This window comes from Leclercia sp. Marseille-Q4284 (genome assembly GCF_916618945.1).
GTDB lineage: Bacteria > Pseudomonadota > Gammaproteobacteria > Enterobacterales > Enterobacteriaceae > Enterobacter > Enterobacter tamurae.
Genome location: NZ_CAKAKG010000001.1, coordinates 2,300,826 through 2,326,638 on the forward strand (window position 1 = coordinate 2,300,826; position 25,813 = coordinate 2,326,638).

At 57.2% G+C, this 25,813-nt stretch carries 26 protein-coding genes; 16 read left to right on the forward strand and 10 right to left on the reverse strand.

All coding sequences use genetic code 11. From position 1 onward, the window contains the following. Nucleotides 1-41: 41 nt before the first annotated feature. Together putA and LG383_RS10925 are read left to right on the forward strand one after the other, a co-directional pair. Nucleotides 42-4,004: a trifunctional transcriptional regulator/proline dehydrogenase/L-glutamate gamma-semialdehyde dehydrogenase gene (gene putA, locus LG383_RS10920; protein ID WP_225759096.1), complete on the forward strand. Its 3,963-nt coding sequence runs from the start codon at nt 42-44 to the stop codon at nt 4,002-4,004. Between the two features lie 107 nt (nt 4,005-4,111). Then, complete coding sequence (locus LG383_RS10925) at nt 4,112-4,507, forward strand: lysozyme inhibitor LprI family protein (RefSeq protein WP_166182092.1); 396 nt, start codon at nt 4,112-4,114, stop codon at nt 4,505-4,507. On the opposite strand, the gene rutR is transcribed toward LG383_RS10925, so the two are convergent. Next, on the reverse strand, nt 4,504-5,142 hold the full coding sequence (gene rutR / locus LG383_RS10930; protein ID WP_106992670.1) for an HTH-type transcriptional regulator RutR: 639 nt from the start codon (nt 5,140-5,142) through the stop codon (nt 4,504-4,506). The genes LG383_RS10925 and rutR overlap by 4 nt on opposite strands. Nucleotides 5,143-5,432: 290 nt before the next feature. On the opposite strand from rutR, the gene rutA reads away from it, so the two are divergent. Genes rutA through rutG form a run of 7 tightly spaced genes read left to right on the forward strand, consistent with a single transcriptional unit; the run spans nt 5,433 to nt 10,871 of the window. After that, nucleotides 5,433-6,524 (forward strand): pyrimidine utilization protein A, encoded by a 1,092-nt coding sequence (gene rutA, locus LG383_RS10935; protein WP_106992669.1) that lies wholly within the window; start codon nt 5,433-5,435, stop codon nt 6,522-6,524. Further along, a complete protein-coding gene (rutB, locus tag LG383_RS10940) occupies nt 6,524-7,216 on the forward strand; it encodes a pyrimidine utilization protein B (protein ID WP_225759097.1) in 693 nt (230 codons plus the stop codon). The genes rutA and rutB overlap by 1 nt, the downstream gene beginning before the upstream one ends. Before the next feature lie 11 nt (nt 7,217-7,227). Then, nucleotides 7,228-7,614 (forward strand): pyrimidine utilization protein C, encoded by a 387-nt coding sequence (rutC, locus tag LG383_RS10945; protein WP_106992667.1) that lies wholly within the window; start codon nt 7,228-7,230, stop codon nt 7,612-7,614. Nucleotides 7,615-7,621: 7 nt separating this feature from the next. Further along, nucleotides 7,622-8,434: a pyrimidine utilization protein D gene (rutD, locus tag LG383_RS10950; protein ID WP_225759098.1), complete on the forward strand. Its 813-nt coding sequence runs from the start codon at nt 7,622-7,624 to the stop codon at nt 8,432-8,434. Next, nucleotides 8,431-9,021, forward strand: a complete 591-nt coding sequence (locus tag LG383_RS10955; RefSeq protein ID WP_225759099.1) for a malonic semialdehyde reductase — start codon at nt 8,431-8,433, stop codon at nt 9,019-9,021. Before rutD ends, LG383_RS10955 begins: the two co-directional genes overlap by 4 nt. A 9-nt stretch (nt 9,022-9,030) precedes the next feature. Next, nucleotides 9,031-9,522 (forward strand): NADH-dependent FMN reductase RutF, encoded by a 492-nt coding sequence (gene rutF, locus LG383_RS10960; protein WP_225759100.1) that lies wholly within the window; start codon nt 9,031-9,033, stop codon nt 9,520-9,522. A gap of 20 nt (nt 9,523-9,542) precedes the next feature. Further along, nucleotides 9,543-10,871, forward strand: coding sequence for a pyrimidine utilization transport protein G (gene rutG / locus LG383_RS10965; RefSeq protein WP_166182088.1), 1,329 nt, complete (start codon nt 9,543-9,545; stop codon nt 10,869-10,871). Here rutG and LG383_RS10970 read toward each other — a convergent pair. Both LG383_RS10970 and LG383_RS10975 read right to left on the reverse strand, forming a co-directional pair. After that, a complete protein-coding gene (locus LG383_RS10970; protein WP_225759101.1) occupies nt 10,859-11,782 on the reverse strand; it encodes a DMT family transporter in 924 nt (307 codons plus the stop codon). The genes rutG and LG383_RS10970 overlap by 13 nt on opposite strands. Before the next feature lie 141 nt (nt 11,783-11,923). After that, nucleotides 11,924-12,100, reverse strand: coding sequence for a general stress protein (locus LG383_RS10975; protein WP_032617468.1), 177 nt, complete (start codon nt 12,098-12,100; stop codon nt 11,924-11,926). A 393-nt stretch (nt 12,101-12,493) separates the two neighbouring features. Here LG383_RS10975 and wrbA point away from each other — a divergent pair, with 393 nt between their 5' ends. Both wrbA and LG383_RS10985 read left to right on the forward strand, forming a co-directional pair. Then, nucleotides 12,494-13,090 (forward strand): NAD(P)H:quinone oxidoreductase, encoded by a 597-nt coding sequence (gene wrbA / locus LG383_RS10980; protein ID WP_106992662.1) that lies wholly within the window; start codon nt 12,494-12,496, stop codon nt 13,088-13,090. 20 nt (nt 13,091-13,110) lie between these two features. Next, on the forward strand, nt 13,111-13,338 hold the full coding sequence (locus tag LG383_RS10985) for a YccJ family protein (RefSeq protein ID WP_106992661.1): 228 nt from the start codon (nt 13,111-13,113) through the stop codon (nt 13,336-13,338). Nucleotides 13,339-13,375: 37 nt separating this feature from the next. Here the strand turns inward: LG383_RS10985 and agp are convergent, their stop codons facing one another. Continuing rightward, complete coding sequence (agp, locus tag LG383_RS10990) at nt 13,376-14,617, reverse strand: bifunctional glucose-1-phosphatase/inositol phosphatase (RefSeq protein ID WP_225759102.1); 1,242 nt, start codon at nt 14,615-14,617, stop codon at nt 13,376-13,378. Between the two features lie 148 nt (nt 14,618-14,765). Between agp and LG383_RS10995 the strand changes: the two genes are divergently transcribed. Next, complete coding sequence (locus LG383_RS10995) at nt 14,766-15,218, forward strand: helix-turn-helix domain-containing protein (protein ID WP_225759103.1); 453 nt, start codon at nt 14,766-14,768, stop codon at nt 15,216-15,218. Between the two features lie 45 nt (nt 15,219-15,263). Here the strand turns inward: LG383_RS10995 and LG383_RS11000 are convergent, their stop codons facing one another. The 5 genes from LG383_RS11000 to LG383_RS11020 all read right to left on the reverse strand — a co-directional run bounded on the left by LG383_RS11000 (nt 15,264) and on the right by LG383_RS11020 (nt 19,637). Further along, a complete protein-coding gene (locus tag LG383_RS11000) occupies nt 15,264-17,192 on the reverse strand; it encodes a bifunctional diguanylate cyclase/phosphodiesterase (protein WP_225759104.1) in 1,929 nt (642 codons plus the stop codon). Nucleotides 17,193-17,209: 17 nt separating this feature from the next. Then, nucleotides 17,210-17,704, reverse strand: coding sequence for a molybdopterin-dependent oxidoreductase (locus LG383_RS11005; RefSeq protein ID WP_106992658.1), 495 nt, complete (start codon nt 17,702-17,704; stop codon nt 17,210-17,212). Nucleotides 17,705-18,217: 513 nt separating this feature from the next. Beyond that, a complete protein-coding gene (locus LG383_RS11010) occupies nt 18,218-18,721 on the reverse strand; it encodes a type VI secretion system tube protein TssD (protein ID WP_225759105.1) in 504 nt (167 codons plus the stop codon). Nucleotides 18,722-18,723: 2 nt separating this feature from the next. Further along, nucleotides 18,724-19,080: a putative T6SS immunity periplasmic lipoprotein gene (locus LG383_RS11015; protein WP_106992656.1), complete on the reverse strand. Its 357-nt coding sequence runs from the start codon at nt 19,078-19,080 to the stop codon at nt 18,724-18,726. Beyond that, nucleotides 19,077-19,637, reverse strand: coding sequence for a type IV secretion protein Rhs (locus LG383_RS11020; protein WP_225759106.1), 561 nt, complete (start codon nt 19,635-19,637; stop codon nt 19,077-19,079). Before LG383_RS11020 ends, LG383_RS11015 begins: the two co-directional genes overlap by 4 nt. Before the next feature lie 210 nt (nt 19,638-19,847). Here LG383_RS11020 and LG383_RS11025 point away from each other — a divergent pair, with 210 nt between their 5' ends. Both LG383_RS11025 and leuA read left to right on the forward strand, forming a co-directional pair. After that, complete coding sequence (locus tag LG383_RS11025) at nt 19,848-20,393, forward strand: GNAT family N-acetyltransferase (protein WP_225759107.1); 546 nt, start codon at nt 19,848-19,850, stop codon at nt 20,391-20,393. 209 nt (nt 20,394-20,602) lie between these two features. Further along, on the forward strand, nt 20,603-22,279 hold the full coding sequence (gene leuA, locus LG383_RS11030; RefSeq protein WP_225759108.1) for a 2-isopropylmalate synthase: 1,677 nt from the start codon (nt 20,603-20,605) through the stop codon (nt 22,277-22,279). Here leuA and LG383_RS11035 read toward each other — a convergent pair. Then, nucleotides 22,231-23,025, reverse strand: a complete 795-nt coding sequence (locus LG383_RS11035) for a helix-turn-helix domain-containing protein (protein ID WP_225759109.1) — start codon at nt 23,023-23,025, stop codon at nt 22,231-22,233. The two genes, leuA and LG383_RS11035, sit on opposite strands and share 49 nt — an antisense overlap. Nucleotides 23,026-23,352: 327 nt before the next feature. Here LG383_RS11035 and LG383_RS11040 point away from each other — a divergent pair, with 327 nt between their 5' ends. Further along, the gene (locus LG383_RS11040; RefSeq protein WP_166182073.1) at nt 23,353-24,237 is read left to right on the forward strand and encodes an SDR family oxidoreductase; all 885 of its coding nucleotides are present in this window, start codon (nt 23,353-23,355) and stop codon (nt 24,235-24,237) included. A 429-nt stretch (nt 24,238-24,666) separates the two neighbouring features. Next, nucleotides 24,667-25,653, forward strand: coding sequence for a hypothetical protein (locus LG383_RS11045; protein WP_166182072.1), 987 nt, complete (start codon nt 24,667-24,669; stop codon nt 25,651-25,653). Nucleotides 25,654-25,813: the final 160 nt, after the last annotated feature.

Consider the following 25,813-nt stretch of genomic DNA (forward strand, 5'->3'; position numbering starts at 1 on the left):
GTTAACTACACTAGCGCTACTGAATCACAGGAGTTTTTGGCATGGGCATGACCACCATGGGGGTTAAGCTGGATGACGCGACCCGCGAACGGATTAAATCGGCAGCTACGCGAATTGACCGCACGCCGCACTGGTTAATTAAGCAGGCCATCTTTAACTATCTGGAAAAGCTGGAGAGCGACGACGCCCTGCCAGAGCTGCCAGCCCTGCTGTCCGGTGCCGCCAATGAGAGCGACGAGCAGAGCGACGCTGTCGAAGAGATCCACCAGCCGTTCCTCGAATTTGCCGAGCAGATCCTGCCTCAGTCGGTAACCCGCGCGGCCATCACCGCTGCGTACCGCCGCGCAGAGACCGACGCCGTGCCGATGCTGCTGGAGCAGGCGCGCCTGCCGGAGCCGATTGCCTCCCAGGCCCACAGCCTGGCGTATACGCTTGCCGAAAAACTGCGCAGCCAGAAAAACGCCACCGGCCGTGCCGGAATGGTGCAGAGCCTGCTGCAGGAGTTCTCTCTTTCCTCGCAGGAGGGCGTGGCCCTGATGTGTCTGGCGGAAGCGCTGCTGCGTATCCCGGACAAAGCCACCCGCGACGCGCTGATCCGCGACAAGATCAGCAACGGCAACTGGCATTCCCACATTGGCCGCAGCCCGTCGCTGTTCGTTAACGCCGCCACCTGGGGTCTGCTGTTCACCGGCCGCCTGGTCTCCACCCACAACGAAGCCAGCCTCTCCCGCTCCCTGAACCGCATTATCGGCAAGAGCGGCGAGCCTTTAATCCGCAAAGGCGTGGACATGGCGATGCGCCTGATGGGCGAGCAGTTCGTGACCGGGGAGACCATCGCCGAAGCGCTGGCCAACGCCCGCAAGCTGGAAGATAAAGGCTTCCGCTACTCCTATGACATGCTGGGGGAAGCGGCGCTCACCGCCGCCGACGCACAGGCCTATCTGGTCTCTTACCAGCAGGCGATCCACGCCATCGGTAAAGCCTCCAACGGCCGCGGCATTTATGAAGGCCCGGGGATCTCCATTAAGCTCTCCGCCCTGCATCCGCGCTACAGCCGCGCCCAGTACGATCGGGTGATGGAAGAGCTCTACCCGCGCCTGAAGTCCCTGACCCTGCTGGCCCGCCAGTATGACATCGGGCTCAACATCGACGCCGAAGAGGCCGACCGTCTGGAGATCTCCCTCGATCTGCTGGAAAAACTGTGCTTCGAACCGGAGCTGGCGGGCTGGAACGGGATTGGCTTTGTTATTCAGGCTTACCAGAAACGCTGTCCGTTCGTGATTGACTACCTGATCGACCTCGCCACCCGCAGCCGTCGCCGCCTGATGATCCGTCTGGTGAAGGGCGCCTACTGGGACAGCGAGATCAAACGCGCCCAGATGGAGGGCCTGGAGGGCTATCCGGTCTATACCCGCAAGGTCTACACCGACGTCTCCTACCTCGCCTGCGCCAAAAAGCTGCTCGGCGTGCCGAACCTGATCTACCCGCAGTTCGCTACCCACAACGCCCACACTCTGGCAGCGATCTATCAGCTGGCCGGTCAGAACTACTATCCGGGCCAGTACGAGTTCCAGTGCCTGCACGGCATGGGGGAACCGCTGTACGAGCAGGTCACCGGTAAAGTGGCGGATGGCAAACTGAACCGTCCGTGCCGTATTTATGCTCCGGTTGGCACCCATGAAACCCTGCTGGCGTATCTGGTGCGCCGTCTGCTGGAGAACGGGGCTAACACCTCCTTCGTGAACCGCATCGCCGACGCCACCCTGCCGCTGGATGAGCTGGTGGCCGATCCGGTGCAGGCCGTCGAGAAGATGGCAGCCCAGGAGGGTCAGGTTGGTCTGCCGCATCCGAAGATTGCCCTGCCGCGCGAGCTGTACGGCGCAGGCCGCATCAACTCCTCCGGCCTGGATCTGGCCAACGAACACCGTCTGGCGTCGCTCTCCTCGTCGCTGCTCAACAGCGCCCTGCAGAAATGGCAGGCCAAACCGATCCTCGAGCAGCCGGTGAGCAACGGCGAAATGCAGCCGGTGATCAACCCGGCCGAGCCGAAAGATATCGTTGGCTTTGCCCGGGAAGCGACCGAACAGGAAGTGGATCTGGCCCTCGACAGCGCGGTAAACAACGCGCCGATCTGGTTCGCCACCCCGCCGCAGGAACGCGCGGCCATCCTCGAACGTGCTGCGGTGTTGATGGAAGATCAGATGCAGCAGCTGATTGGCATTCTGGTGCGCGAAGCGGGGAAAACCTTCAGCAACGCCATCGCCGAAGTGCGCGAAGCCGTTGACTTCCTGCACTACTATGCCGGTCAGGTCCGTGACGACTTTGACAACGAAACCCATCGCCCGCTGGGGCCGGTGGTCTGTATCAGCCCGTGGAACTTCCCGCTGGCGATCTTCACCGGCCAGATTGCTGCCGCCCTTGCCGCCGGTAACAGCGTGCTGGCGAAACCGGCCGAGCAGACGCCGCTGATCGCCGCCCAGGGGATCAACATCCTGCTGGAAGCCGGTGTCCCGGCTGGCGTGGTGCAACTCCTGCCAGGCCGCGGCGAGACCGTGGGTGCCAAGCTGACCGCCGACAACCGCGTGCGCGGGGTGATGTTCACCGGCTCCACCGAAGTGGCTTCCCTGCTGCAACGCAATATCGCCACCCGTCTGGATGCCCAGGGCCGTCCGACTCCGCTGATCGCCGAGACCGGCGGCATGAACGCGATGATCGTCGATTCGTCCGCCCTCACCGAGCAGGTGGTGGTGGATGTGGTGGCTTCGGCTTTCGACAGTGCCGGACAGCGCTGCTCCGCCCTGCGCGTGCTCTGCCTGCAGGATGATATCGCCGACCACACCCTGAAAATGCTGCGTGGCGCGATGGGCGAGTGCCGGATGGGCAACCCTGGCCGTCTGACTACCGACATTGGGCCGGTGATTGATGCCGAAGCCAAAGCCAACATCGAGAATCACATTCAGGCGATGCGGGCCAAAGGCCGCCCGGTGTTCCAGGCGGTGCGTGAGAACAGCGAAGATGCCCGCGAATGGCAGACCGGCACCTTCGTGGCGCCAACCCTGATCGAGCTGGCAAGCTTCGACGAACTGAAAAAAGAGGTCTTCGGCCCGGTGCTGCACGTGGTGCGTTACAACCGTAACAATCTCGATCAGCTTATCGAGCAGATCAACGCTTCCGGCTACGGCCTGACCCTGGGCGTGCATACCCGTATCGACGAAACCATCGCTCAGGTGACCGGCAGCGCGAAGGTCGGCAACCTGTACGTGAACCGTAATATGGTCGGTGCGGTCGTGGGCGTGCAGCCGTTCGGCGGCGAAGGGCTGTCGGGCACCGGTCCGAAAGCGGGGGGGCCAATGTACCTCTACCGCCTGCTGGCGAACCGTCCGGCCAACGCCCTCGGCGTGACCCTGGGTCGTCAGGATGCACAATACCCGGTGGATACGCAGGTGAAAGCGGTCCTGACGCAGCCGCTGGAAGCGCTGGCGAGCTGGGCAGAGAAACGCCCTGAACTGCGCGCCCTGTGCCAGCAGTATGGCGAGCTGGCGCAGGCCGGGACCCAGCGCGTGCTGCCTGGCCCGACCGGCGAGCGCAACACCTGGACCCTGATGCCGCGCGAGCGCGTGCTCTGCGTGGCGGATAACGAGCAGGATGCGCTGGTTCAGCTGGCGGCAGCATTAGCCACCGGGTGTGAAGTGCTGTGGCCGGAAGATGGCCTGCACCGCGACCTGGCGAAGCAGCTGCCGAAGGCGGTGACCGACCGTATTCGCTTTGCCAAAGCAGATGTGCTGACCAGTCAGCCGTTTGATGCGGTGATCTACCACGGGGATTCCGACCAGCTGCGCGAGCTGTGCGAGCTGGTGGCAGCCCGTAGCGGCGCGATTGTGTCGGTGCAGGGCTTCGCCCGCGGCGAAGACAATCTGCAGCTGGAACGTCTGTACGTGGAGCGCTCCCTCAGCGTCAACACCGCCGCCGCAGGCGGTAACGCCAGCCTGATGACCATCGGCTAAGCGTGCAACCTCTCCCCGGTGGCGCTACGCTTACCGGGGCTACGGTTTTGATGTTCCAGGCCGGGTAAGGCGAAGCCGCCACCCGGCTTTTTTATACGGAGGGAGTCATGAAACGAGCTTTGATCGCAGGTGCCGCGTTACTGCTGAGCACCAGCGCCCTGGCGGATGAGTGCGCCAACGCCAGCACCCAACTGGACCTGAACACCTGCACCGCGCAGCAATACCAGGCGGCGGATAAAACCCTGAACCAGACTTACCAGGCTGTGATGAAGCGCGCCGCCGCACCCCAGCGCGATCTGTTGAAAAAGGCGCAACAGGCGTGGATCGCCCTGCGCGATGCCGACTGCGCCGTTATCGGCTCGGGCACCGCTGGCGGCTCCGTCCAGCCAATGATCGTCAACCAGTGCATGACGGAAAAAACCAGCGAGCGCGAAGCCTTTCTGGCCTCGCTGATGCAGTGCGAAGAGGGCGATTTAAGCTGCCCTCTCCCACCTGCCAGTTAACGCACCCGAACCCCTTCGATAATCATCCGCTGCACGTTATCCACCGTGCTGTGGAAGAAGTCGTCATCCTTGAGCGACTTGCCGGTCACCGCCTCTACCTGCGCGGAAAAGTCGGCGTAGTGCTGGGTGGCGGCCCAGATCATAAATATCAGATGATGCGGGTCCACCGGCGCCAGTTTGCCGGTGGCAACCCATCCGGCAATGATCGCCGACTTCTCATCCACCAGCGATTTCATATCCCCGCTTAGCACCGTTTTCAGCAGCGGTGCCCCCTGCAGCATCTCCAGACAGAACAGCCTTGACGCCTGGGGATAGTCCCGGGAGACCTCCAGCTTGAGGCGGATATACTGCTGGATCGCCACCAGCGGGGTGAGCTCCTCACGAAACGCCTTCAACGGCGCCAGCCAGATATCAAGGATCTGTTGCAGGACGGAAACGTACAGCGCCTCTTTCGACGGGAAGTAGTAGAGCAGATTGGTTTTTGACACCCCCGCCAGCTCGGCCACCTGCTCCAGCCGCGTGCCGTGAATGCCAAACTGCGAGAAGGTCTCCAGCGCCGCCGAGAGGATCGCCTGTTTTTTCGCGCTCACCGCCTGCGAACGTTTACCGGTTGTTTTCACTGCGCCTTGTGCCATGGGCTCACTCCTTGTTGATCTGCTCCCAGCATAGCAAAAACCCTGCTGTTACCACGACAATCTGCACCGCCACCGCGCACGACTGCCTGCTTTGTGTGCAACTATTTTGACCAGACAGTCCACTTTCGCCACCTGCATTTCATCAACCAATCGTTAACACGTTAATAACATTAGCAATTTCAAACCTGGCATCGCCTTTGCAAAACAGGCTTACGCGGCTGAACAGGAGATGCAGGATGCAGCGCCACGTCTGACTTTCACCCCCACGCTGTGATGAAGAGAGGTTCGTGATGAAAATTGGCGTATTCGTTCCCATTGGCAATAACGGCTGGTTGATCTCCACCCACGCGCCGCAGTACCTGCCGACCTTCGAGCTGAACAAGGCCATCGTGCAAAAAGCGGAGCACTATCACTTCGACTTTGCCCTGTCGATGATCAAGCTGCGCGGCTTCGGCGGTAAAACCGAATTCTGGGATCACAACCTGGAGTCCTTCACCCTGATGGCCGGGCTGGCGGCGGTCACCTCGCGGATCCAGATCTACGCTACCGCCGCCACCCTTACCCTGCCTCCGGCCATCGTGGCGCGGATGGCCTCGACCATCGACACCATCTCCGGCGGCCGCTTTGGCGTTAACCTCGTCACCGGCTGGCAGAAGCCGGAGTACGAGCAGATGGGCCTCTGGCCGGGGGATGAGTACTTCTCGAAGCGCTACGACTATCTGACCGAGTATGTCCAGGTTCTGCGGGATCTGTGGGGCACCGGCAAGAGCGATTTCAAAGGGGAGTTCTTCACCATGAACGACTGCCGCGTCAGCCCGCAGCCCTCGGTGCCGATGAAGGTGATCTGCGCCGGGCAGAGCGATGCGGGGATGGAGTTCTCGGCGAAATACGCCGACTTCAACTTCTGCTTCGGTAAAGGGGTTAACACCCCGGCGGCCTTTGCACCAACCGCGGCCCGGATGAAAGAGGCGGCAGAGAAAACCGGGCGCGATGTCGGCTCCTACGTGCTGTTTATGGTCATCGCCGATGAAACCGACGAGGCGGCGCGGGCCAAATGGGAACACTACAAAGCCGGGGCCGACGAGGAAGCCCTGAGCTGGCTCAGCGAGCAGAGTCAAAAAGACACCCGCTCCGGGGCGGATACCAACGTGCGGCAGATGGCCGACCCGACCTCGGCGGTGAATATCAATATGGGCACCCTGGTGGGATCCTATGCCAGCGTGGCGCGGATGCTCGATGAGGTCGCCAGCGTGCCGGGTGCCGAGGGCGTGCTCCTGACCTTCGATGATTTTCTGACCGGGATTGAAACCTTCGGCGAGCGCATTCAGCCTCTGATGCAGTGCCGATCTCATATTCCTGCGTTAACGAAGGAGGTGGCGTAATGACAACATTATCCGCACGCCCTGAAGCCATCACCTTCGACCCGCAGCACAGCGCCCTGATCGTGGTGGATATGCAGAACGCCTACGCCAGCCCCGGGGGCTATCTCGATCTGGCCGGGTTTGACGTCTCCGCCACCCGGCCGGTGATTGAGAACATTAAAACCGCCGTCGCCGCCGCGCGCGCCGCCGGGATCCAGATTATCTGGTTCCAGAACGGCTGGGATGAACAGTATGTAGAGGCGGGCGGCCCCGGCTCGCCCAACTTCCATAAATCAAATGCGCTGAAAACCATGCGCCAGCGCCCGGAACTGCAGGGCAAGCTGCTGGCGAAAGGCGGCTGGGATTACCAATTGGTGAACGAGCTGGTGCCGGAGCCGGGGGATATCGTGCTGCCGAAACCACGCTACAGCGGCTTCTTTAATACCCCGCTGGACAGCCTGCTGCGCAGCCGCGGCATTCGCCATCTGATCTTTACCGGCATCGCCACTAACGTCTGCGTGGAATCGACCCTGCGCGACGGCTTCTTCCTCGAGTATTTCGGCGTGGTGCTGGAAGACGCCACGCATCAGGCCGGGCCGGCGTTTGCCCAGCAGGCCGCGCTGTTTAACATCGAAACCTTTTTTGGCTGGGTCAGCGACGTCGCCACCTTCTGCGATGCCCTTTCCCCCGCCGCTTATGCCCGTATCGCCTGAGGAGCTCAACCATGCCGAAATCTGTGATTATTCCCCCGGGCACCAGCACCCCGATTGCCCCCTTCGTCCCCGGCACCCTGGCGGACGGGGTGGTCTACGTCTCGGGCACCCTGCCGTTCGACGCCCACAACAACGTGGTGTTTCCCGATGACCCAAAGGCGCAAACCCGTCACGTGCTACAGACCATCCAGCGCGTTATCGAAACGGCGGGCGGGACGATGGCGGACGTGACCTTCAACAGCATCTTTATTACCGACTGGAAAAACTACGCCGCGATTAACGAGATCTACGCCGAGTTTTTCCCCGGCGATAAACCGGCGCGGTTCTGCATTCAGTGTGGGCTGGTGAAACCCGAGGCGCTGGTGGAGATCGCCACCATCGCCCACATTGGCCGATGAGGTTGCCATGAATCTTTCCCTTTCTCCCCCACCCTTTGACGGCGCACCGGTGGTGGTGCTGATCGCCGGGCTGGGGGGCAGCGGCAGCTACTGGCTGCCCCAGTTGGCTGACCTGGAGCTGGAGTATCAGGTGGTCTGCTATGACCAGCGCGGCACCGGCAACAATTCCGGCGAACTGCCGGAGGCCTACAGCCTGGCGCAGATGGCCGATGAGCTGTGGCAGGCGCTGGAGACCGCCGGGATAACGCGCTTTTGCGTGGTGGGCCATGCGCTGGGCGCGCTGATCGGCCTGCAGCTGGCGGTAGATCGTCCCGCGGCCATCCGGGCGCTGGTGTCCGTCAACGGCTGGCTGATGCTGCATCCCCATACCCGGCGCTGTTTCCAGGTGCGCGAGCGGCTGCTGCATGCCGGTGGCGCCCAGGCGTGGGTGGAGGCTCAGCCGCTGTTTCTCTATCCCGCCGACTGGATGGCCGCCCGTCAGCCGCGCATGGAGGCCGAAGAGGCCCTGGCGCTGGCCCATTTCCAGGGCAAAACCACCCTGCTGCGCAGGCTGAATGCCCTGAAGCGGGCCGACTTCAGTCGTCAGACAACGCATATCCGCTGCCCGGTGCAGATTATCTGTTCCGCCGACGATCTGCTGGTGCCTGCCGTCTGTTCATCCCAGCTGCACGCCGCCCTGCCCGACAGCGTTATCACGGTGATGCCCCGGGGCGGCCACGCCTGCAACGTCACCGAGCCGGAGGTGTTCAACGCCCTGCTACAAAACGGGCTCGCCAGCCTGCTGCACCGCCACGAACGTTTATCGAAGGAGCTGCCATGAGTGAAGCCATCACCCCGACCGCCCAGCACGCGCTGTTTACCGACGCGCGCACCCATAACGGCTGGCTGGACCGCCCGGTCAGCGACGAGACGCTGCGCGAAATTTACGATCTCATGAAGTGGGGGCCGACCTCCGCCAACTGCTCCCCGGCGCGGATGGTGTTTATCCGCACCCCGGAAGGCAAAGAGAAGCTGCGCCCGGCGCTTTCCAGCGGCAACCTGCAAAAGACCCTCACCGCCCCGGTGACGGCCATCGTCGCCTGGGACAGCCAGTTTTACGACCGTCTGCCGGAGCTGTTTCCCCACGGCGATGCACGGAGCTGGTTCACCGCCAGCCCACAGCTCGCGGAGGAGACCGCCTTTCGCAACAGCACGATGCAGGCCGCGTATCTGATTGTTGCCTGTCGGGCACTGGGGCTCGATACCGGGCCGCTGTCCGGCTTCGACCGGGAGAAGGTCGATGCAGCCTTCTTCACCGGCAGCAACCTGAGAAGCAATCTGCTGATCAACATTGGCTACGGCGACACCAGTAAGCTGTTCGGCCGACTGCCGCGCCTGAGTTTTGACGACGCCTGCGGGCTGCTATAAGGAGCGAAGATGAACCTTGATAAACAAGACTTCCGGGATGCGATGGCCTGTCTGGGAGCGGCGGTAAACATCATCACCACCGACGGCCCGGCCGGCGAGGCGGGCTTTACCGCCAGCGCGGTGTGCAGCGTCACCGATTCGCCGCCGACATTGCTGGTATGCCTCAATCGCGGGGCCTCGGTGTGGACAGTGTTTAACGACAACCGCACCCTGTGCGTTAACACCCTCAGCGCCGGGCAGGAGTCGCTGTCGAATCTGTTCGGGGGTAAAACCCCGATGGCCGATCGTTTTGCCGCCGCCCAGTGGCAGATCGGGGCCACCGGCTGTCCGCGCCTGGCGGACGCGCTGGCCTCGTTCGACTGCCGGATTAGCCAGGTGGTGAGCGTGGGCACCCACGACATTCTGTTTTGCGAGATCGTTGCAATTACCCGCCACCCGGTGCCGCAGGGCCTGGTGTGGTTTGACCGCGGCTACCACGCCCTGATGCGACCCGCCTGTTAATCCTCCTTAAGGAGCAGCTGATGGCACTATTCGGTTTTCCTCACTGGCAGTTGAAATCGACCTCAGATGAACGCGGCGTGGTCGCGCCGGATGAACGTCTCCCGCTGGCGCAAACCGCGGTAATGGGGGTGCAGCACGCGGTGGCGATGTTTGGTGCCACGGTGCTGATGCCCATTCTGATGGGGCTGGATCCCAACCTGTCGATACTGATGTCGGGCATCGGTACCCTGCTGTTCTTCTTCATTACCGGCGGACGGGTGCCAAGCTATCTCGGCTCCAGCGCGGCCTTTGTCGGGGTGGTGATTGCCGCGACGGGCTTTAGCGGTCAGGGGATCAACCCGCAGTTAAGCGTCGCCCTGGGCGGGATCATCGCCTGCGGGGCGATCTACACGGTGATTGGCCTGGTGGTGATGAAACTGGGTACCCGCTGGATCGAACGGCTGATGCCACCAGTGGTCACCGGGGCGGTGGTAATGGCGATTGGCCTGAACCTGGCCCCCATCGCCGTGAAAGGCGTTTCCGGCTCGGCGTTTGACAGCTGGATGGCAGTGGTGACGGTGCTATGTATCGGCCTGGTCGCGGTGTTTACCCGGGGAATGATCCAGCGGCTGCTGATCCTGGTCGGGCTGATCCTCGCCTGTCTGATCTACGCCCTGCTGACCAGCGTTTTCGGGCTCGGCAAACCGGTCGATTTTGCCCTCGTCCAACAGGCGGCGTGGTTCGGCCTGCCGCAGCTGACCTCGCCGACCTTTAACGGCCAGGCGATGATGCTGATCGCCCCGGTGGCGGTGATCCTGGTGGCGGAAAACCTCGGCCACCTGAAGGCGGTGGCCGGGATGACCGGGCGTAATATGGACCCGTATATGGGGCGGGCCTTTGTCGGTGACGGGCTGGCTACCATGCTCTCCGGCTCGGTGGGCGGCAGCGGCGTGACCACCTACGCCGAGAATATCGGCGTGATGGCGGTGACCAAAGTCTACTCGACGCTGGTGTTCGTGGCGGCGGCAGTCATCGCTATCCTGCTCGGCTTTTCACCTAAATTTGGCGCGCTGATCCACACCATCCCGGCGGCGGTGATAGGCGGAGCGTCGATTGTGGTGTTTGGCCTGATTGCGGTGGCCGGGGCGCGGATCTGGGTGCAGAACCGGGTCGATCTCAGTCAGAACGGCAACCTGATTATGGTCGCCGTGACCCTGGTGCTGGGCGCCGGTGATTTCGCCCTCTCCCTCGGGGGCTTTACCCTGGGCGGGATCGGCACCGCCACCTTTGGCGCGATTGCGCTCAACGCCCTGCTCAGCCGCCGGATGGCGGGGGTAGCTCAGGGCGATGTCGTGACTCAGGAGCCTTGATCCAGCGTGGCGCTGTCGGCCTCCGCCAGCGCCTTTTTCTTTCTTTTCAGCTTCAGCTCGCTCACCAGCACGCCGGCAATGATAAAGGCCGCCCCCACCAGGGCGAGCAGCGGCAGGCGCTCCCCCGCCAGACGGCCAAAGATCCCCGCCCACACCGGCTCCCCGGTATAGATCACCGTCGCCCGGGTCGGGGAGACGCTGCGCTGGGCCCAGTTCATCGTCACCTGAATGATGGCGCTAAAAATCCCCAGCCCAAGGGCGACAATCACCAGCCCGGATGAGATCGGCGGGACGGACTCCCCGGCCGGGATCATAGCCAGAAACGCCACCAGCGAGGCGGTCGCCAGCTGCACGACGGTGACGCGCTTAACGTCCACCTTCCCGGCCCAGGCGCTGATCAAGATAATCTCCGCGGCAATCGCCACCGCGCCCACCAGGGTGATTATCTCCCCCTTGCCGAGTGCCAGCAGGTTATCGTCGGGCCCCGCCAGCAGGATCAGGCCGATAAAGGCCAGCACGATGCCGATGCAGGACATCACGCCAGGCATCCGGCGCAGGCAGAGCCACTGTAACAGCGGCACCAGCGGGACATACATGGCGGTGATAAACGCCGACTTACTGCTGGGAATACTTTGTAATCCCCAGGTTTGCAGGCTGTAGCCCATCGCAATAGAGACGCCGATTGCCAGACCGGCTTTCAGCTCGGTCATGGTCAGCCCAGGCAGGGTTTTCAACGAGATGATCGCCACCGCGATGGCCGCCGTGGCGAAACGCAGGCCGACAAAAAAGAAGGGATCGCTGAGCGTGACCGCGTACTGCACGGCAAGAAATGTCCCACCCCAGAACATGGTGATAAGGATCAGGATCGCTTCCTGCGGTTTGATCGAAAAGGCATAGCGGGAGGAGGACATGGGACACCAGCAAAAAGAGTTAATCCGCTAGTGTGAAAGGAATTTGATAACACTTCAATAACAGGCATAAAAAAACCGCCGGGGATCCCGGCGGCGGGGGGTGCCTGTGGTCATGAGACCCATACTTCAGTTGGCTACAACTTAACTGCTCTTGTTGCCGCCATGGCTATTTTTGCCCCCTTTTTTGCCAGCTTCGGATGCGCGTTGAGGATCATTCTTGAAGTTCCCCCCGCTTTGCTGGCCACCTTTACGTCCTGCTTCTGATGCTCTTTCACGGTCTTCTGCAAAATTACCTGACCCACCACGATGGTTTGCCATGTCGGACCTCCAGAGTTATAAAACATAAGACTTAATACTGCTTTCAGTGAAGGCTATTCTTTCACCTGGCGACGCTAAAAAAGTCTCTTTATCTGCGCCACGTGAACCTAAGCTTAGTGGAGTATGCGCATTCATCCAGCTAACCGTAATATTCTGCAATATGAAATCAGCCTTTCGCATGACGCTCGTCGAAACGGAACCATAAGCCTTTCTTATCATTCCAGAAATCCTCAATAGCGAAAATGTGTCATTTTGCTACGAAGGAGGAGGTGCCCGGTTTTATGTTGCAAATCAAATAAATGGCGTCCAGATTTGCAGTCTCGCTGTCACGTCATATCTTTAAAAGAGGGCAGCATGCCGCTGCCTTAAAAATCATGCGAGGAGTGAAGCGAAATGACGAGAATTCTGGTGCTCTACTATTCCATGTACGGACACATCGAAACCATGGCTCATGCAGTGGCGGACGGCGCCAGGAAAGTCGAGGGTGTTGAGGTGGTGATTAAACGCGTACCGGAAACCATGCCGGCAGACGCCTTTGCCAAAGCCGGGGGAAAAGCGCAGGATGCCCCTGAGGCATCACCCCAGGAGCTGGGCGATTATGACGCCATCATTTTTGGCACCCCAACGCGCTTCGGCAATATGGCTGGACAGATGCGCACCTTCCTCGACCAGACGGGCGGGCTGTGGGTGAAGAATGCCTTACACGGCAAGATCGCCAGCGTGTTCAGCTCCACCGGCACCGGTGGCGGTCAGGAACAGACCATCACCTCAACCTGGACCACCCTCGCCCATCACGGTATGGTAATTGTGCCGATCGGCTACGGAACACCGGAGCTGTTTGATATTTCTCAGACGCGCGGCGGCACGCCTTATGGGGCGACGACGATTGCCGGTGGCGACGGCTCGCGCCAGCCGTCGGAAGCGGAACTGAATATTGCCCGCTATCAGGGTGAACACGTTGCCGGTCTGGCTGCTAAACTGAAGGGTTAACTCTCAACTGGAGGATCGCTATGCCTACTCAAGAAGCTAAAGCACATCGCGTCGGAGAATTCGCGCGTTTACGTAATACGTCACCGGAGATCGCCGAGGCGATTTTTGAAGTCGCGAAATATGACGAAATACTGGCCGAGAAAATCTGGGAAGAAGGCAGCGATGAAGTGCTGGTGATCGCCTTCGACAAAACCGACAAAGACTCGCTGTTCTGGGGCGAGCAGACCATTGAGCGCAAAAACGTCTGATTGTTTCCCCCTCTCCCCGGTGGGGAGAGGGTTACACCTACTTCGCCGCCGTGTTCAACACCGTATTAAATGTCTCTACCGGACAGAATCCATCCGCATCCACCGGACAGCCGTTCAGCTCCAGCGTGACGCGCTGCGCAGGCGCTTTTAAGCTCAGCACCTGGGCATTACGCAGCTGCTCCGTACTCTGATAAACATACTCAATTTTCATCAAATCACGGTTGCCGGTCTTGTCGTGCCAGCGCTGGAAGACGATCTTGCCACCAATCGGCGTGCGTTCGTACTGCCCCGGCAGCTGATAAGGTTTGAAGTCGAGGGCTTTCAGCAGCGAGGCGATGTTGGAGTCATGCCCCACCAGCAGCGTGACCTTCGGCGCTTTCGCCTGGTCGGTGACCAGCGCGTTGTCGATGTACTTGACCAGCGGTTTTGCCACATTGCGCGCCACTTCCGCCGAGGTGAACAGCGAGTCCTGATAACCATTTTTCAACTGGGACAGCACCCGCCACTGCTGGTCGGTTTTGATCTCGCCCCACGCCACCTGATCCAGTGGGAAGCCTTCGTAATACTGCAGGGTGAACGCATCCACCAGCGAGTTACCCACCTTCAGCGGGCCGGAGACGCCTGGCTCTTTCTGGTACTCGGCGCTGTAAGTGTCTTTCGCCTCGGTCAGGGAGCAGACCTGTTTCTCTTTGCAGGATGGCGAATCTTTATAGTCGGTCATCTGCTCCAGAAGTTTATAGCTTTCCTCAAGCTTCATCCCCTGACGCTCGGTGTTCATCGCCTGCAGGGCTTTCTCGCGGAATTCCGGGGAGTTATCGGTGATCACCGGGTTAAAGGTTGGGTCCATGGTGCCCATCTGTTCCTGATGGTGCACCGGCACATCGCAGCCCGGGAAGGCCCCGGTGATAAAGAACTGCGCCGTTGCCACCGTGCGCTGCAGGCTGTTGGCATAGGCATAGACGCTGTTTGCCGTCGGGCACTCCCCGGCGGTCACCACGCCTTCCTCCGCCAGCCACTCACGCATGTAGTGGCCCATGTAGACCTCCAGCACCCCGCCTTTGGTGGTAAGCTGCCCGCCCGGCACATCCCACTCCGGCCATTTTTCCGGGGTCGACTGCTCCAGCACGCTGCCGTTATTGGCCAGCGGCGCGCGCAGGTTATGACGGCTCATAATCAGAACCTGTTCCAGCTGATACCCTTCTGGCGCGGTTTGCGCCTGGACGCCGCCCGACAGGCCGATGCTGCCCGCTAAGGCGACAGCGATTAGTGCTTTTCTCATCCCTAATTCCTCATTCTGTTTTATCGTCGTAAACAGTGTGACAGATTTGTGACGGATTACCTGGAGCCCACCCGCAAAGTGACGGCTTACTTTGTACGCCGGGCCAGAATGGTTTTATAATAAAACTCACTACTGATAAGGAGCCGCCGTGAAACGTACCCGCCTGGAAGAGAGTCCCTGCCCTGTTGCCCGCTCGCTGGATATTATCGGCGACTGGTGGTCACTGCTGATTGTGCGCGATGCCCTGAGCGGAGTGACGCGATTTGGCGAGTTCCAGAAGAGCCTCGGGATTGCGAAAAATATGTTGGCAACCCGGCTGAAACTGCTGGTGGACGAAGGGATCCTCGTACTGCAACCCGCCTCTGACGGGAGTGCGTGGCAGGAGTATGTTCTGACCGAAAAGGGCCGCGCCCTGCAAACCGTGCTGGTGGCGCTCTCCCAGTGGGGGAATGCGCATCTGTTTGCGGAAGGGGATGTCGGGACGGTGCTGGTGGATGCTCGCGATCGTAAGCCGCTGCAGAAGCTGGCGATGGTGGCGAGTGACGGGCGGGAGCTGGGGCCGGAAGAGGTTGTGCCGAAGTATCCGCTGGCAGAGGAATGACAGGGCATCGTCCCTTCACTTTACAGCGTGAAGCAGATTCGCGATTTAACCGTTTCTGATTTTCCCATCGATACCCGGCTGAGGCTTGCCAAACAGATAGCCTTGCGCGAGATCGCAGCCCAGCGCCTGTAAGTTTTCCAGCTGTTCCTGGGTTTCAACCCCCTCCGCAACCGTCTTCATATTCAGGGACTTCGCCATACCCGTGATGAGTTTGATTATCGTCAGGGCATCCTCCTGAGTAGAGATCGAATGCACGAAGGACTTGTCGATTTTGATTTTATCGAAGGCAAGCTTGCTCAGCCGGGAGAGAGAAGAGTATCCGGTACCAAAATCATCGATGGAGATTTTCACGCCCAGGGCCCGGAGTTTGTTAAGCGTATTTACCGGCGTACTGCTCCCGGCAAAGAGAGAAGATTCCGTCACTTCCAGTTCAAGACGGTCGGCCTGAAGGCCGGTCTCTTTGAGGATGGACAACACTATTCCGGCAAAGGCTTTGCTGCTTAGCTGAACAGGAGAGACATTCACTGAAATTTTTGCCGGAACCGCCCAGGACGCCGCTTCCCTGCAGGCCATTTCCAGCACAGATTTGCCCATCTCATTAATCATGCCTGTTTTTTCTGCTACCGGAATAAAGCTATCCGGCGACAGAAGCCCCTTCAGAGGATGCACCCAACGAATAAGAGCTTCATAGCTGTAAATATCCTGGGTGAACGAATCGACGATCGGCTGATAATAGACCACAAACTCTTTATTCACTAACGCCATGGCCATATCGTGTTCAAGGGTTCGGCTTTCCAGCAGCTTTTGTAGCATGCGTTGGCGGAAGACTTTTATCTGACCGGAGCCCTCTTTTTTAGCTTCATACAGCGCCAGATCGGCAAATTTATACAGATAGTCGGCGCGGCGTTCAGTCTCTGAAATAACAATACCGACACAGGTGGCGATATTCACAATCGTATTATCAATCGTGTAGGGCTGGTTGATAGCCTCACATATTTTTTGGGCCCGCAGGACAGCGCTGCTCTCGGTCAGGCCAGACGAAAGACAGGCAAACTCATCCCCACCTAAGCGATAAAGCGTTTCTGAAGTCAGACCTATTGACGTCAGACGGTCGGATATCTGGCGTAACAGCATATCGCCGGCATCATGACCCCAGGTATCATTAATCTCTTTAAACCGATCTAAATCAAATAACATCACCGTTACAGCTTTATTATTTCTTTCAGCAATCTCGATGACTTTTTTTAGATTATCCCAGAAAAATTGGCGGTTATTCATCCCGGTAAGGGAATCGTGATAGACGTCATATTCCAGCTGCGCATTCTGGATTTGTAGTTTCTCTTTTGATGTCTGAAGCTCTTCAGCAAGGCTCTTTACCTGAAGATGCGCCTGAAGAATATTTCTGTTCTGATAGAATATCAGCGTACCTAATATGGCACTCAGTATGATCAGCAGAACAGAGGTCGTTGAATAAATATAATACAGCGTTTGAATTTTGAGGTTAGCACTGTTAATCGAGGTAACATCCTTATCCAATGCACTGGATGAAAGATGGCTTAATGGCGCATCAAGCGTGTGCATTGTTTTCAGGTATGTTTCGAGTTCTGAACGGGTCATTTTTTCAAGATGAACATCCAGATATTTAAGTGTCTTTTCGAGGTGGAGAGCCAGTTCCTGATGCGCTTTATTGCTCTCAATATAGCGCCCTAAATCACCTTCTTTCGTTAAATCACTCTGGCTGAGCATAATGTCGAGACGCAGGCGGACATCATCGATCGACAGCGTGTCATCGATAGTGTAAAGCCCCAGCACGGATTCAAATCGGTAATATTCTGATACCAGCTGCGCAGCAGACCATGAATCGGTGTAGTGGGTCAGTTTTTGTAACTCTTGTTGCCTTTCATGCACCAGGAAAGAGATATATCCGGTGGAGATAAAGAGGAAAAAAATGATGCCCGCCAGTATCCTGTTCATGATGCTCTCCTGAACGCCTATTCAATCGTCATTTTGCTGACCTGCCAGGCAGATCTTGAATAGTAAATCTGATTGTTCAGTTCAGGTATGCTGTCATAAGGATACACGATGAATAATGGGCCTTTATCACGGATACGCATATATTCTCCGTTAATTTTCAAGGCCAGGATAACGTTGTATTTTTTGAAATCATTGAGAGGGATAATGGTGGTGTAGTCATTAAGCGCGGTGACCTTAACGACAGTCCCCTTCGCCCCGACATAATCCATCAGCTTTTGCACGGGAACACCCGTAAAGGTAGGGCGCCCATCGTACCAGGGAGAAGTGGTCTGGAAACTGACCATGCCCAGTTTCTCAAGGCTGGCGATATCAAAAACGGCTTTTCCGTCTTCATTTGTATTTTGTATATTACCGGACATCGTTAAAAGTACTTTACCGGCAGGTTTGGAAAGCTCACCAGCCCAGGCCTGGGTGGATATCACAAAGCTTAACAACAAGACAATTAACCGCATTCTAGCCTCACCTTTCCGTCGTATGTACAGAAGTATAATTTAGTTATAATGCTATTAATATATGTCACCAGGGCATTATGGATTCAATAAATTCCATTAAAAATTTAATACATTAAAATCAATGAGTTAGCGACCATGGCTTTTCCTGAACTGGATTAAGGAAGGTCTGAATTGTTATTTGGGGCAGGTTAAACCCTATTCTGCTTGTGCAAAAAACAAGCCAGCGGGTTATTCGATACCAATAAACACACACAAATACAGAGGTTTAATTTGTTTGTGCAGCCCCAGGATAGGGTTGTTTCTACGGTTGGTAGGATCGTTGAATACTGCCATCTATTTTTGATGTCTGCCCCCTCGTCCGCCTAATCACCGCAAGATATCTGACGCGGATCCGTGCATACAGCTCGCATCTTCCTGCGCTGGACCCGCGGCTGCACTTTCGCTTCACCAGTTCCGGGTGCATTTCTGCACCAGACGCTCAATTAATCAGTCCAGTGCAGAGATGAATGCGATTCATTGATTGGTCTGTTGCTGTTGGGATGCAGGCTTAGACCATGCGTCGGTATATTTAATCACCCCATCCAGGTAATACCATTCGATACTGTTATAGCGCAATCCTATGGTTTCAATCATATTGTGGCTGTTGGATCCCGGTATATAGGTGTGATTGGCATTGACAGATACAATCACAACGCCTTCCATTGTGACCCGGTAGATTTCCCGCTCAATGCCTGCCTCGTTGGTTTCATAATATTTCATCTCGGCTTTTTTTAGCCGCCGACCTTCACAAATACAATTGGCGAGAAAGGGGGATAATTTATTCACCTGCTTATGGATAACATAGGGTGCGTGCTGCCGCGTTCCGCCCATTCGCCCGGTGTGAGGATCAACCGGCTGGCTGAGGCCGTAGCTGCTGCTCATAACCTCGACCGCGCCTTCGCGACCCAGCGCCAGGCTTCCACCGTTTAATAACATTCCGTTTTCATCATAAAGAAATAAATAGGCAGGTAATGACATGGTTAGTATCTCCGTAAGTCGATAACAGTATCTTCATTATCAATAATGAAAGCGTATTTATAGTTCTTATCGTTAAGTGTATAGCTCACCGCATAACGCACCCCTTTTTCTAAATTAACCTTAAAACAAGTGTCAGGATAGGTCAGGTGAACGAAATCATTAACCAGAATACGTTTATATTTCTTGCCGTTAATGGATAATCCATAACGGCTTAACACCTCATTTTTATCAATAGTGAAGCAGACTCGATTGCCGTCAATATAGATTGCTCGATTTACCCCTAATTCCTCACCTTCGTATCCTCTGCGTGGGCATCCCGTCAATAGAACTAGCATCATGAACAATATGATTTGTTTCATCCAGGAAAATCCCCTAATACCTTTTCGTATTGGCGCAATAATCTTAATGTAGGTTCAGATGGATCATAATCCTTGTATTTATAAAGGTGGCTATTTCCCCAAAACCCATAGTGTTTTAATAACCAGTAGTCGCTGACGATAGAAGCCTGCTGCTCCATACCGTACTCATTCAGGTTTGCTTTATCCAGACTATAATTATAATCCGCCATCCACGAAAACGCGCCACGAGTGCGCACCCACATTCCGCGCTGATGCTGCCAGACGTGCATCATTTCATATAAGAAAACATGTTGGGCGCCCGGAGTATCTTCCTTTCCCGGCATAGAAAAATCATCCTCATATGTTCCGGCCCGAAACCACATTTCGCCATTAGGCGCCATTGCCTGCCCAGGATTCTGCAGATTGAAAGGGAGGTAACTATCACGATGGACCCAGACTTTATGGTAATAAATACTGTAACCGTAAAGCGTGCTGGCTAAATTTATTTCGCCGAGCCTTAATCGTCTTAATCCCCCCTCTTCAGTAGGTGGCCATTTAACAGAATTAAGGTAATACATCTCTTAATGCCTCTGAGTGTTAGACTGAAGAAAAACCCTATATAACTTCATTCTAAACATCCGGGATATCCCCTGCGTAAAAGCAAAAATCAGAATTAATTCAGTTAAGTTATCCATATCATATATTTTCATATACGCTTTATATTTATTATCACGCTTCATTATGATTTGCCGCATATGATGTTATCCGCTCAACAAGGAAAATAAGCCATGCCCACCCCACCGCTCGAAACCGAACGCTTACTGCTGAAACCTCTCTCCCCCGAAGATGCCCCCCAGATCCAGCGCATCTTCCCCCGCTGGGAAATTGTCCGTTACCTGGTCGCCAGCGTCCCCTGGCCCTATCCCGATAACGGGGCGCAGCACTATGTTGAAAACGTGGCGTTGCCAGCAAGCAAAGAAGGTAAAGGTTGGTTCTGGACGCTACGCCGGAAAGCGGAGCCGCAGGAGGTCATCGGCGTTATTTGCCTGATGGATACGCAGGACAATAACCGCGGCTTCTGGCTGGTCCCGGAATATCAGGGTCAGGGATACATGACCGAAGCCTGCCAGGCGGTAACCCGCTTCTGGTTTACCGACCTGGATCGCGAGGTGTTGCGCGCCCCGAAAGCCGCCATTAATAGCCGGTCCAGAAGCTTATCCGAGCGCAGCGGCATGCGGTTAGTGCGTGTAGAAAAAGGGCAATACGTGGCCGGTGAGCTGGACACGGAGTTGTGGGAAATCACCCGCGAGGAGTGGCGGCGGTTAAATCCGTAACCCGGGTCGCCACGTGACATGAACCTTCCCCACTGCGGAGCGTCGCCTCACGATCATAACCCCTCTTCCGACAGCATCCGCCCCTGACTGAAGCTCAAGTCATCGGCGGCCTGATGTGGCGGATCCTCACCACAGGTTGTCAGTTTTGCGCCAGTACCCTGCCCCCTTTTTCGCCAGGATAACAACACAACATCAACTGGAGAAAAACCATGCTGCCTAATCCCTCGCAGAAGTACGCCGCCTTTGCCCCGATTGCTTTACCCGACCGCCAGTGGCCGGACAAGATCCTGACCCAGGCCCCGCGCTGGCTTTCCACCGACCTGCGCGATGGCAACCAGGCCCTGGCCGAGCCGATGGATATCCCGCGCAAGCTGCGCTTCTGGGAGCGGTTGCTGAAGTGCGGATTTAAGGAGATCGAGGTCGCATTTCCCTCCGCCTCAGAGACGGATTTTCAGTTTGTCCGTCAGCTGATTGAAGAGCAGCGCATCCCGGATGAGGTGACCATTCAGGTGCTGACCCAGGCGCGCAGCGATCTGATTGAGCGCACCTTTGCCTCGCTGGAGGGGGCTAAACGCGCCACGGTGCATCTCTATAACGCCACCGCGCCGCTGTTCCGCCAGCTGGTTTTTCGCCAGAGCAAAGAAGAAATTATCCAGCTCGCCGTCAGCGCCACGCGCCAGATCCGCGCCCTGTGCGAAGCCAACCCGCAGACGCACTGGAACTACGAATACTCCCCGGAGACCTTCTGCTTTACCGAGCCGGAATTTGCCCTGCAAATCTGTGAGGCGGTGGCGGATGTCTGGGAGCCCTCTTCCGCACGGCCGATGATTGTTAACCTGCCCGCCACGGTCGAGGTCAACACCCCCAACGTCTATGCCGATCAGATTGAGTACTTCTGCCGTCACTTCTCCCGCCGACGTGAGGTCTGCATCAGCGTGCATCCTCATAACGATCGCGGCAGCGGCGTTGCCAGCGCCGAGCTGGCCCTGCTTGCCGGAGCCGACCGGGTGGAAGGTTGTCTGTTTGGCAACGGGGAGCGCACCGGGAACGTCTGTCTGGTGACGCTGGCGATGAACCTCTATAGCCAGGGAGTTTCGCCCCAGCTCGATTTCAGCGACATGAAGCAGGTGGTGGAGCTGGTGGAGCAGTGCAACCAGTTGCCGGTGCATCCGCGCCATCCTTACGCCGGCAAGCTGGCGTTTACCGCCTTCTCCGGCTCGCATCAGGACGCGATCAAGAAAGGTTTTCACGCCCGGGAACAGTCAGCCTCCCCGCGGTGGGAGATGCCCTATCTGCCGGTCGACCCGAACGATATCGGCTGCAGCTATGAGGCGGTGATCCGCGTCAACAGCCAGTCCGGCAAAAGCGGCGCGGCCTGGATGCTGGAGCAAAATCATGGTCTGGTACTGCCCCGGGCATTGCAGCAGGACTTCAGCCGCCACGTCCAGGCGCACACTGACCGGGAAGGGAGCGAGATGACGCTGAGTGCGTTGTGGCAGCTCTATCGCGAGCTGTATGGCCCGCATCAGCTCGCCCCGCGCCAGCTGCTGGACTACCGGACCGAAAGCCAGGCGGACGGTGGGCTGGCCCTGTGGGCCCGTGTGCAGACCGCCGACGGGATTGTGACCTTAGAGGGGAAAGGCAACGGGCTGCTCTCGGCCGCCGCCGGTGCGATAAAGAGCTGCTTTAACCTGACGTTTGCGATCGAGGATTATCACGAGCATACGCTCGGCAGATGCAGCGAAAGCCGGTCCGCGGCCTATATCCGCTGCAGCTTTAAGCAGGGCGTAAGCCGCTGGGGAACCGGCATCGACAACGATGTTTCCCGGGCGTCGCTTCAGGCGCTGTTGAACGCGTTGCCGGAGAGCGATTCGGGCTGGAAGTAGTCGCTCGGGGCCACGCCGAGGGTGCGGCGGAACATGGCGCTGAAGGCACTGTGACTCTCATAGCCGAGGTCCAGCGCCACCCGGAGCACGGACTGCCCCTGGGCGAGGCGGTTAAGTGCCTCCATCAGCCGCGCCCGGCGCAGCCATTCACTGAACGCCAGCCCGGTCTGCTGGCGAAAGTGCCGCAGCAGGGTACGCTCGCTGATGTTGAGCTGGCTGGCGGCCAGCGCCGTGGTCCAGCGGGTGCCCGGCTCGGCCTGAATCAGACGGCACAGTGCCAGCAACGCAGGTGCCTCGGGTTCGGGCAGATTGAACGGCAGCACGCTTATCCCGCGAATTTCATCGAGTATCAGCTCATAAATACGCTCCGCCCGGCTGCCCGCCGCATAGCGTTCCGGCAACTGCAGCGAGGCGATGATCAGCTCGCGCAGCAGGGTGGAAATCTGTACCACCTGGCAAACCGACGGTAAATCCGCCCGGGCAAAGGGATCGATAAACAGCGTCCGGGCCGCCACGTTGCCGGTGATCAGCAGGCGATGCTGCGTCCCGGCGGGCAGCCAGACCCCCCGCCCCGGCGGCACAATCCAGAACCCCTGCACCGTCTCCACGCGCACCACCCCGCTGAGGGTATGCAGAAGCTGGGCACAGATGTGGCTATGCCAGGGCTCCGTTTCGCCATGGGTGTAATCATGGGCAAAGGGCACCAGCGGGCGGGTGGCAAAGCTGAACTGCTGTTGGGTTGTCATAGGTTATTTATTTTTCGTATTCTGCGAGATGATAAAATCTAAAAAACTTCCGCGGCGTCTCTGGCGGAAGAAATATCTTTGACGAAATCGCCACATAATTATCGTTCATCATAGGGATAAAAATAAAACCCTCTTACTGCGTTATTACGCCCTGTCCAATCCTATCTTATCAGTGCCTTTGGCAGAAGCCGCTGTTTTTGGGGTATGACATAAAAAGCAAAAAAGCAAAAATATATCCAAAAGAAGAATAGTCTGAATTATGCCTCCCGGAAATGTGTGTCACGTCACAGTGGCTATTATTTATATTCAATAACTAAGGAGGCCGGGATGACATCAGGAAACAACACTTCAAAACACTACCCATGTCCACCGTTTGTGGAGCAGCCACAACAAATGCCTGGACTGGCATCAGAAATGAAGCCAATCCCCGATCATGGCGAGACGAGTTATATCGGTTCAGGCAAACTTGCAGGTAAAAAAGCCCTTATTACCGGCGGCGACTCCGGAATTGGACGTGCAGTAGCGATCGCTTACGCCCGTGAAGGTGCCGATGTGGCCATTGGTTATTTGCCCGAAGAAGAGTCTGATGCTGCGGCCGTTATCGCGCTTATTCAGGCGGAAGGACGTAAAGCTGTCGCCATCCCGGGTGATATTCGGGTGGAATCGTTTTGCGATACCCTGGTTGAACGGGCGGTGAGTGAACTGGGCGGCCTCGATATTCTGGTTAACAATGCCGGGAGACAGCAGTATTGCGAGTCCATTGAGGAGCTCACGACCGCGGCTTTCGACGCGACCTTTAAAACCAACGTCTATGCCCCCTTCTGGATTACGCGTGCCGCGCTGCGCCACCTCTCTGAAGGCGCGGCCATCATTAACACCTCCTCGGTTCAGGCCTTCAAACCCAGCGAAATCTTGCTGGATTATGCCCAGACCAAAGCCTGCAACGTGGCCTTCACCAAATCCCTGGCCAAACAGCTTGGCCCGAAAGGTATTCGGGTAAATGCGGTGGCCCCGGGCCCATACTGGACACCACTGCAGTCCAGCGGCGGTCAGCCTCAGGAAAAAGTGCAGCAGTTTGGTGCAGATACCCCGCTGGGAAGACCTGGTCAGCCGGTTGAGATCGCCCCCTTGTATGTTCTGCTGGCGTCTGACAGCAGCTCTTATGCCTCCGGTCAGGTCTGGTGCTCAGACGGTGGTACCGGCGTCGCGTAAGGGTTTATTAAATCTGGCGCGCCTGATGAAGAGTAAGGAATATTATAAAATCCGTTATCTTAAGCGGTAACGGATTTTTAATGAGCGCAGTACACTCCTGAAATATTATTGCAGGCGGAAAGCCTGTGCAGGAAATTTGTGTTTCACGCGTCATCGCTGCCGTTACGCTTATTTCTTTGTAGCAAAACGTGCCCGGAGCAAAATTATCAACTATCCTAAGATCATTGAATAGATGTCTATATTCACTTTTCAGCTGTTTTATTTTCTGTAACGTTTAGCGATCGCCTCGTTATAAGGTGTATAGATCGGTCCTGAAAGCGGTTCAATGTTGAAGATGGATAGGTTTCCTGTTTTTTCAATCAGTTCCTGGTACTGAACGCAAACAACAGACCTGCGTTCCGGCGTAAGATTATTTAAAGGACAACAGCTATGACTCACATTCACGATCATTCCACGGTTAACACGCAGTATCCTGATCCGCGTCTGCCTGAAACCGTCGCGAGCAGCACCACCAGTGCCGTATCATGGGGCGCCATCTTTGCGGGCGCGGCGGCAGCGGCATCCTTGTCGTTAATTCTGCTAATGCTGGGCGCCGGATTAGGCCTGACGTCCGTGTCGCCATGGGAAAATGACGGACTTGAAGCCGGTACGGTAGGTATTGCGGCGATAGGCTGGCTGACGTTCACGCAAATCGTGGCGTCAGGTATGGGGGGCTATCTGGCCGGACGCCTGCGTACCAAATGGGTCGGTACCCATACCAATGAAGTTTACTTCCGCGATACCGCCCACGGGTTTTTAGCCTGGGCTGTTGCTGCCCTGGTCTCGGCAATGTTGTTAACCTCAACCGTGAGTTCCATTGTGGGTGGAAGTGCTAAAGTGGTGGGTTCCGTTGCAGGCGGCGCTGCCGCAGCGACGGTAGGTGGCGCAGCGGGTATGGCTAACGCCTCCTCTGAAGGTTCAGGTTCGCCAATGGACTACTTCGTTAATTCGATGTTCCGTCCAGGTACACCTGCTGCCGCACCAGCTACCCCAGCATCGCCAGATGCGCCAGCAGCAGCACCCGCTGCCCCGGCACCTCAGCAGGATCTCACTCCAGCACAGTTGAATGAAGTTACCGGTATTTTCACCAACAGCATCACCACCGGTCAGTTACCGCCGGAAGATCGTCAGTATGTCGCGCAGCTGATTGCTCAACGTACGGGTATCAGCCAGCAAGAGGCTGAACAACGCGTACAAACCACCTATGACAAAGCTCAGGCTAAATTAAAAGAAACGAAAGAGAAAGCTCAGCAAGTGGCTGATACTGCACGTAAAACCACAAGCTATCTTATGCTCTGGACATTCATCTCTCTGCTGGCCGGTGCTTTCGTAGCCAGCCTGTGTGCGACCTTCGGTGGCCGTCAACGCGATCTTTAATACTTACTATTCCAGGAGGTTTATATGCGCTCATTACTGCTGTTCTTTTTAGGCGTCCCGATCCCAATCATTATCCTGATTGCGCTGTTCTGGCACTAACCGGTATCTGACAGGATACATTCAGTCAAAACATAAATGCCCGAAAGGGCATTTATGTTTT

What these genes read in the sequence shown, in the direction of transcription:
- putA (WP_225759096.1), top strand. Translation starts at nt 42, where the DNA reads ATGGGCATGACCACCATGGGGGTTAAGCTGGATGACGCGACCCGCGAA.
- LG383_RS10925 (WP_166182092.1), top strand. Translation starts at nt 4,112, where the DNA reads ATGAAACGAGCTTTGATCGCAGGTGCCGCGTTACTGCTGAGCACCAGC.
- rutR (WP_106992670.1), bottom strand. Translation starts at nt 5,142, where the DNA reads ATGGCACAAGGCGCAGTGAAAACAACCGGTAAACGTTCGCAGGCGGTG.
- rutA (WP_106992669.1), top strand. Translation starts at nt 5,433, where the DNA reads ATGAAAATTGGCGTATTCGTTCCCATTGGCAATAACGGCTGGTTGATC.
- rutB (WP_225759097.1), top strand. Translation starts at nt 6,524, where the DNA reads ATGACAACATTATCCGCACGCCCTGAAGCCATCACCTTCGACCCGCAG.
- rutC (WP_106992667.1), top strand. Translation starts at nt 7,228, where the DNA reads ATGCCGAAATCTGTGATTATTCCCCCGGGCACCAGCACCCCGATTGCC.
- rutD (WP_225759098.1), top strand. Translation starts at nt 7,622, where the DNA reads ATGAATCTTTCCCTTTCTCCCCCACCCTTTGACGGCGCACCGGTGGTG.
- LG383_RS10955 (WP_225759099.1), top strand. Translation starts at nt 8,431, where the DNA reads ATGAGTGAAGCCATCACCCCGACCGCCCAGCACGCGCTGTTTACCGAC.
- rutF (WP_225759100.1), top strand. Translation starts at nt 9,031, where the DNA reads ATGAACCTTGATAAACAAGACTTCCGGGATGCGATGGCCTGTCTGGGA.
- rutG (WP_166182088.1), top strand. Translation starts at nt 9,543, where the DNA reads ATGGCACTATTCGGTTTTCCTCACTGGCAGTTGAAATCGACCTCAGAT.
- LG383_RS10970 (WP_225759101.1), bottom strand. Translation starts at nt 11,782, where the DNA reads ATGTCCTCCTCCCGCTATGCCTTTTCGATCAAACCGCAGGAAGCGATC.
- LG383_RS10975 (WP_032617468.1), bottom strand. Translation starts at nt 12,100, where the DNA reads ATGGCAAACCATCGTGGTGGGTCAGGTAATTTTGCAGAAGACCGTGAA.
- wrbA (WP_106992662.1), top strand. Translation starts at nt 12,494, where the DNA reads ATGACGAGAATTCTGGTGCTCTACTATTCCATGTACGGACACATCGAA.
- LG383_RS10985 (WP_106992661.1), top strand. Translation starts at nt 13,111, where the DNA reads ATGCCTACTCAAGAAGCTAAAGCACATCGCGTCGGAGAATTCGCGCGT.
- agp (WP_225759102.1), bottom strand. Translation starts at nt 14,617, where the DNA reads ATGAGAAAAGCACTAATCGCTGTCGCCTTAGCGGGCAGCATCGGCCTG.
- LG383_RS11000 (WP_225759104.1), bottom strand. Translation starts at nt 17,192, where the DNA reads ATGAACAGGATACTGGCGGGCATCATTTTTTTCCTCTTTATCTCCACC.
- LG383_RS11005 (WP_106992658.1), bottom strand. Translation starts at nt 17,704, where the DNA reads ATGCGGTTAATTGTCTTGTTGTTAAGCTTTGTGATATCCACCCAGGCC.
- LG383_RS11010 (WP_225759105.1), bottom strand. Translation starts at nt 18,721, where the DNA reads ATGTCATTACCTGCCTATTTATTTCTTTATGATGAAAACGGAATGTTA.
- LG383_RS11015 (WP_106992656.1), bottom strand. Translation starts at nt 19,080, where the DNA reads ATGAAACAAATCATATTGTTCATGATGCTAGTTCTATTGACGGGATGC.
- LG383_RS11020 (WP_225759106.1), bottom strand. Translation starts at nt 19,637, where the DNA reads ATGTATTACCTTAATTCTGTTAAATGGCCACCTACTGAAGAGGGGGGA.
- LG383_RS11025 (WP_225759107.1), top strand. Translation starts at nt 19,848, where the DNA reads ATGCCCACCCCACCGCTCGAAACCGAACGCTTACTGCTGAAACCTCTC.
- leuA (WP_225759108.1), top strand. Translation starts at nt 20,603, where the DNA reads ATGCTGCCTAATCCCTCGCAGAAGTACGCCGCCTTTGCCCCGATTGCT.
- LG383_RS11035 (WP_225759109.1), bottom strand. Translation starts at nt 23,025, where the DNA reads ATGACAACCCAACAGCAGTTCAGCTTTGCCACCCGCCCGCTGGTGCCC.
- LG383_RS11040 (WP_166182073.1), top strand. Translation starts at nt 23,353, where the DNA reads ATGACATCAGGAAACAACACTTCAAAACACTACCCATGTCCACCGTTT.
- LG383_RS11045 (WP_166182072.1), top strand. Translation starts at nt 24,667, where the DNA reads ATGACTCACATTCACGATCATTCCACGGTTAACACGCAGTATCCTGAT.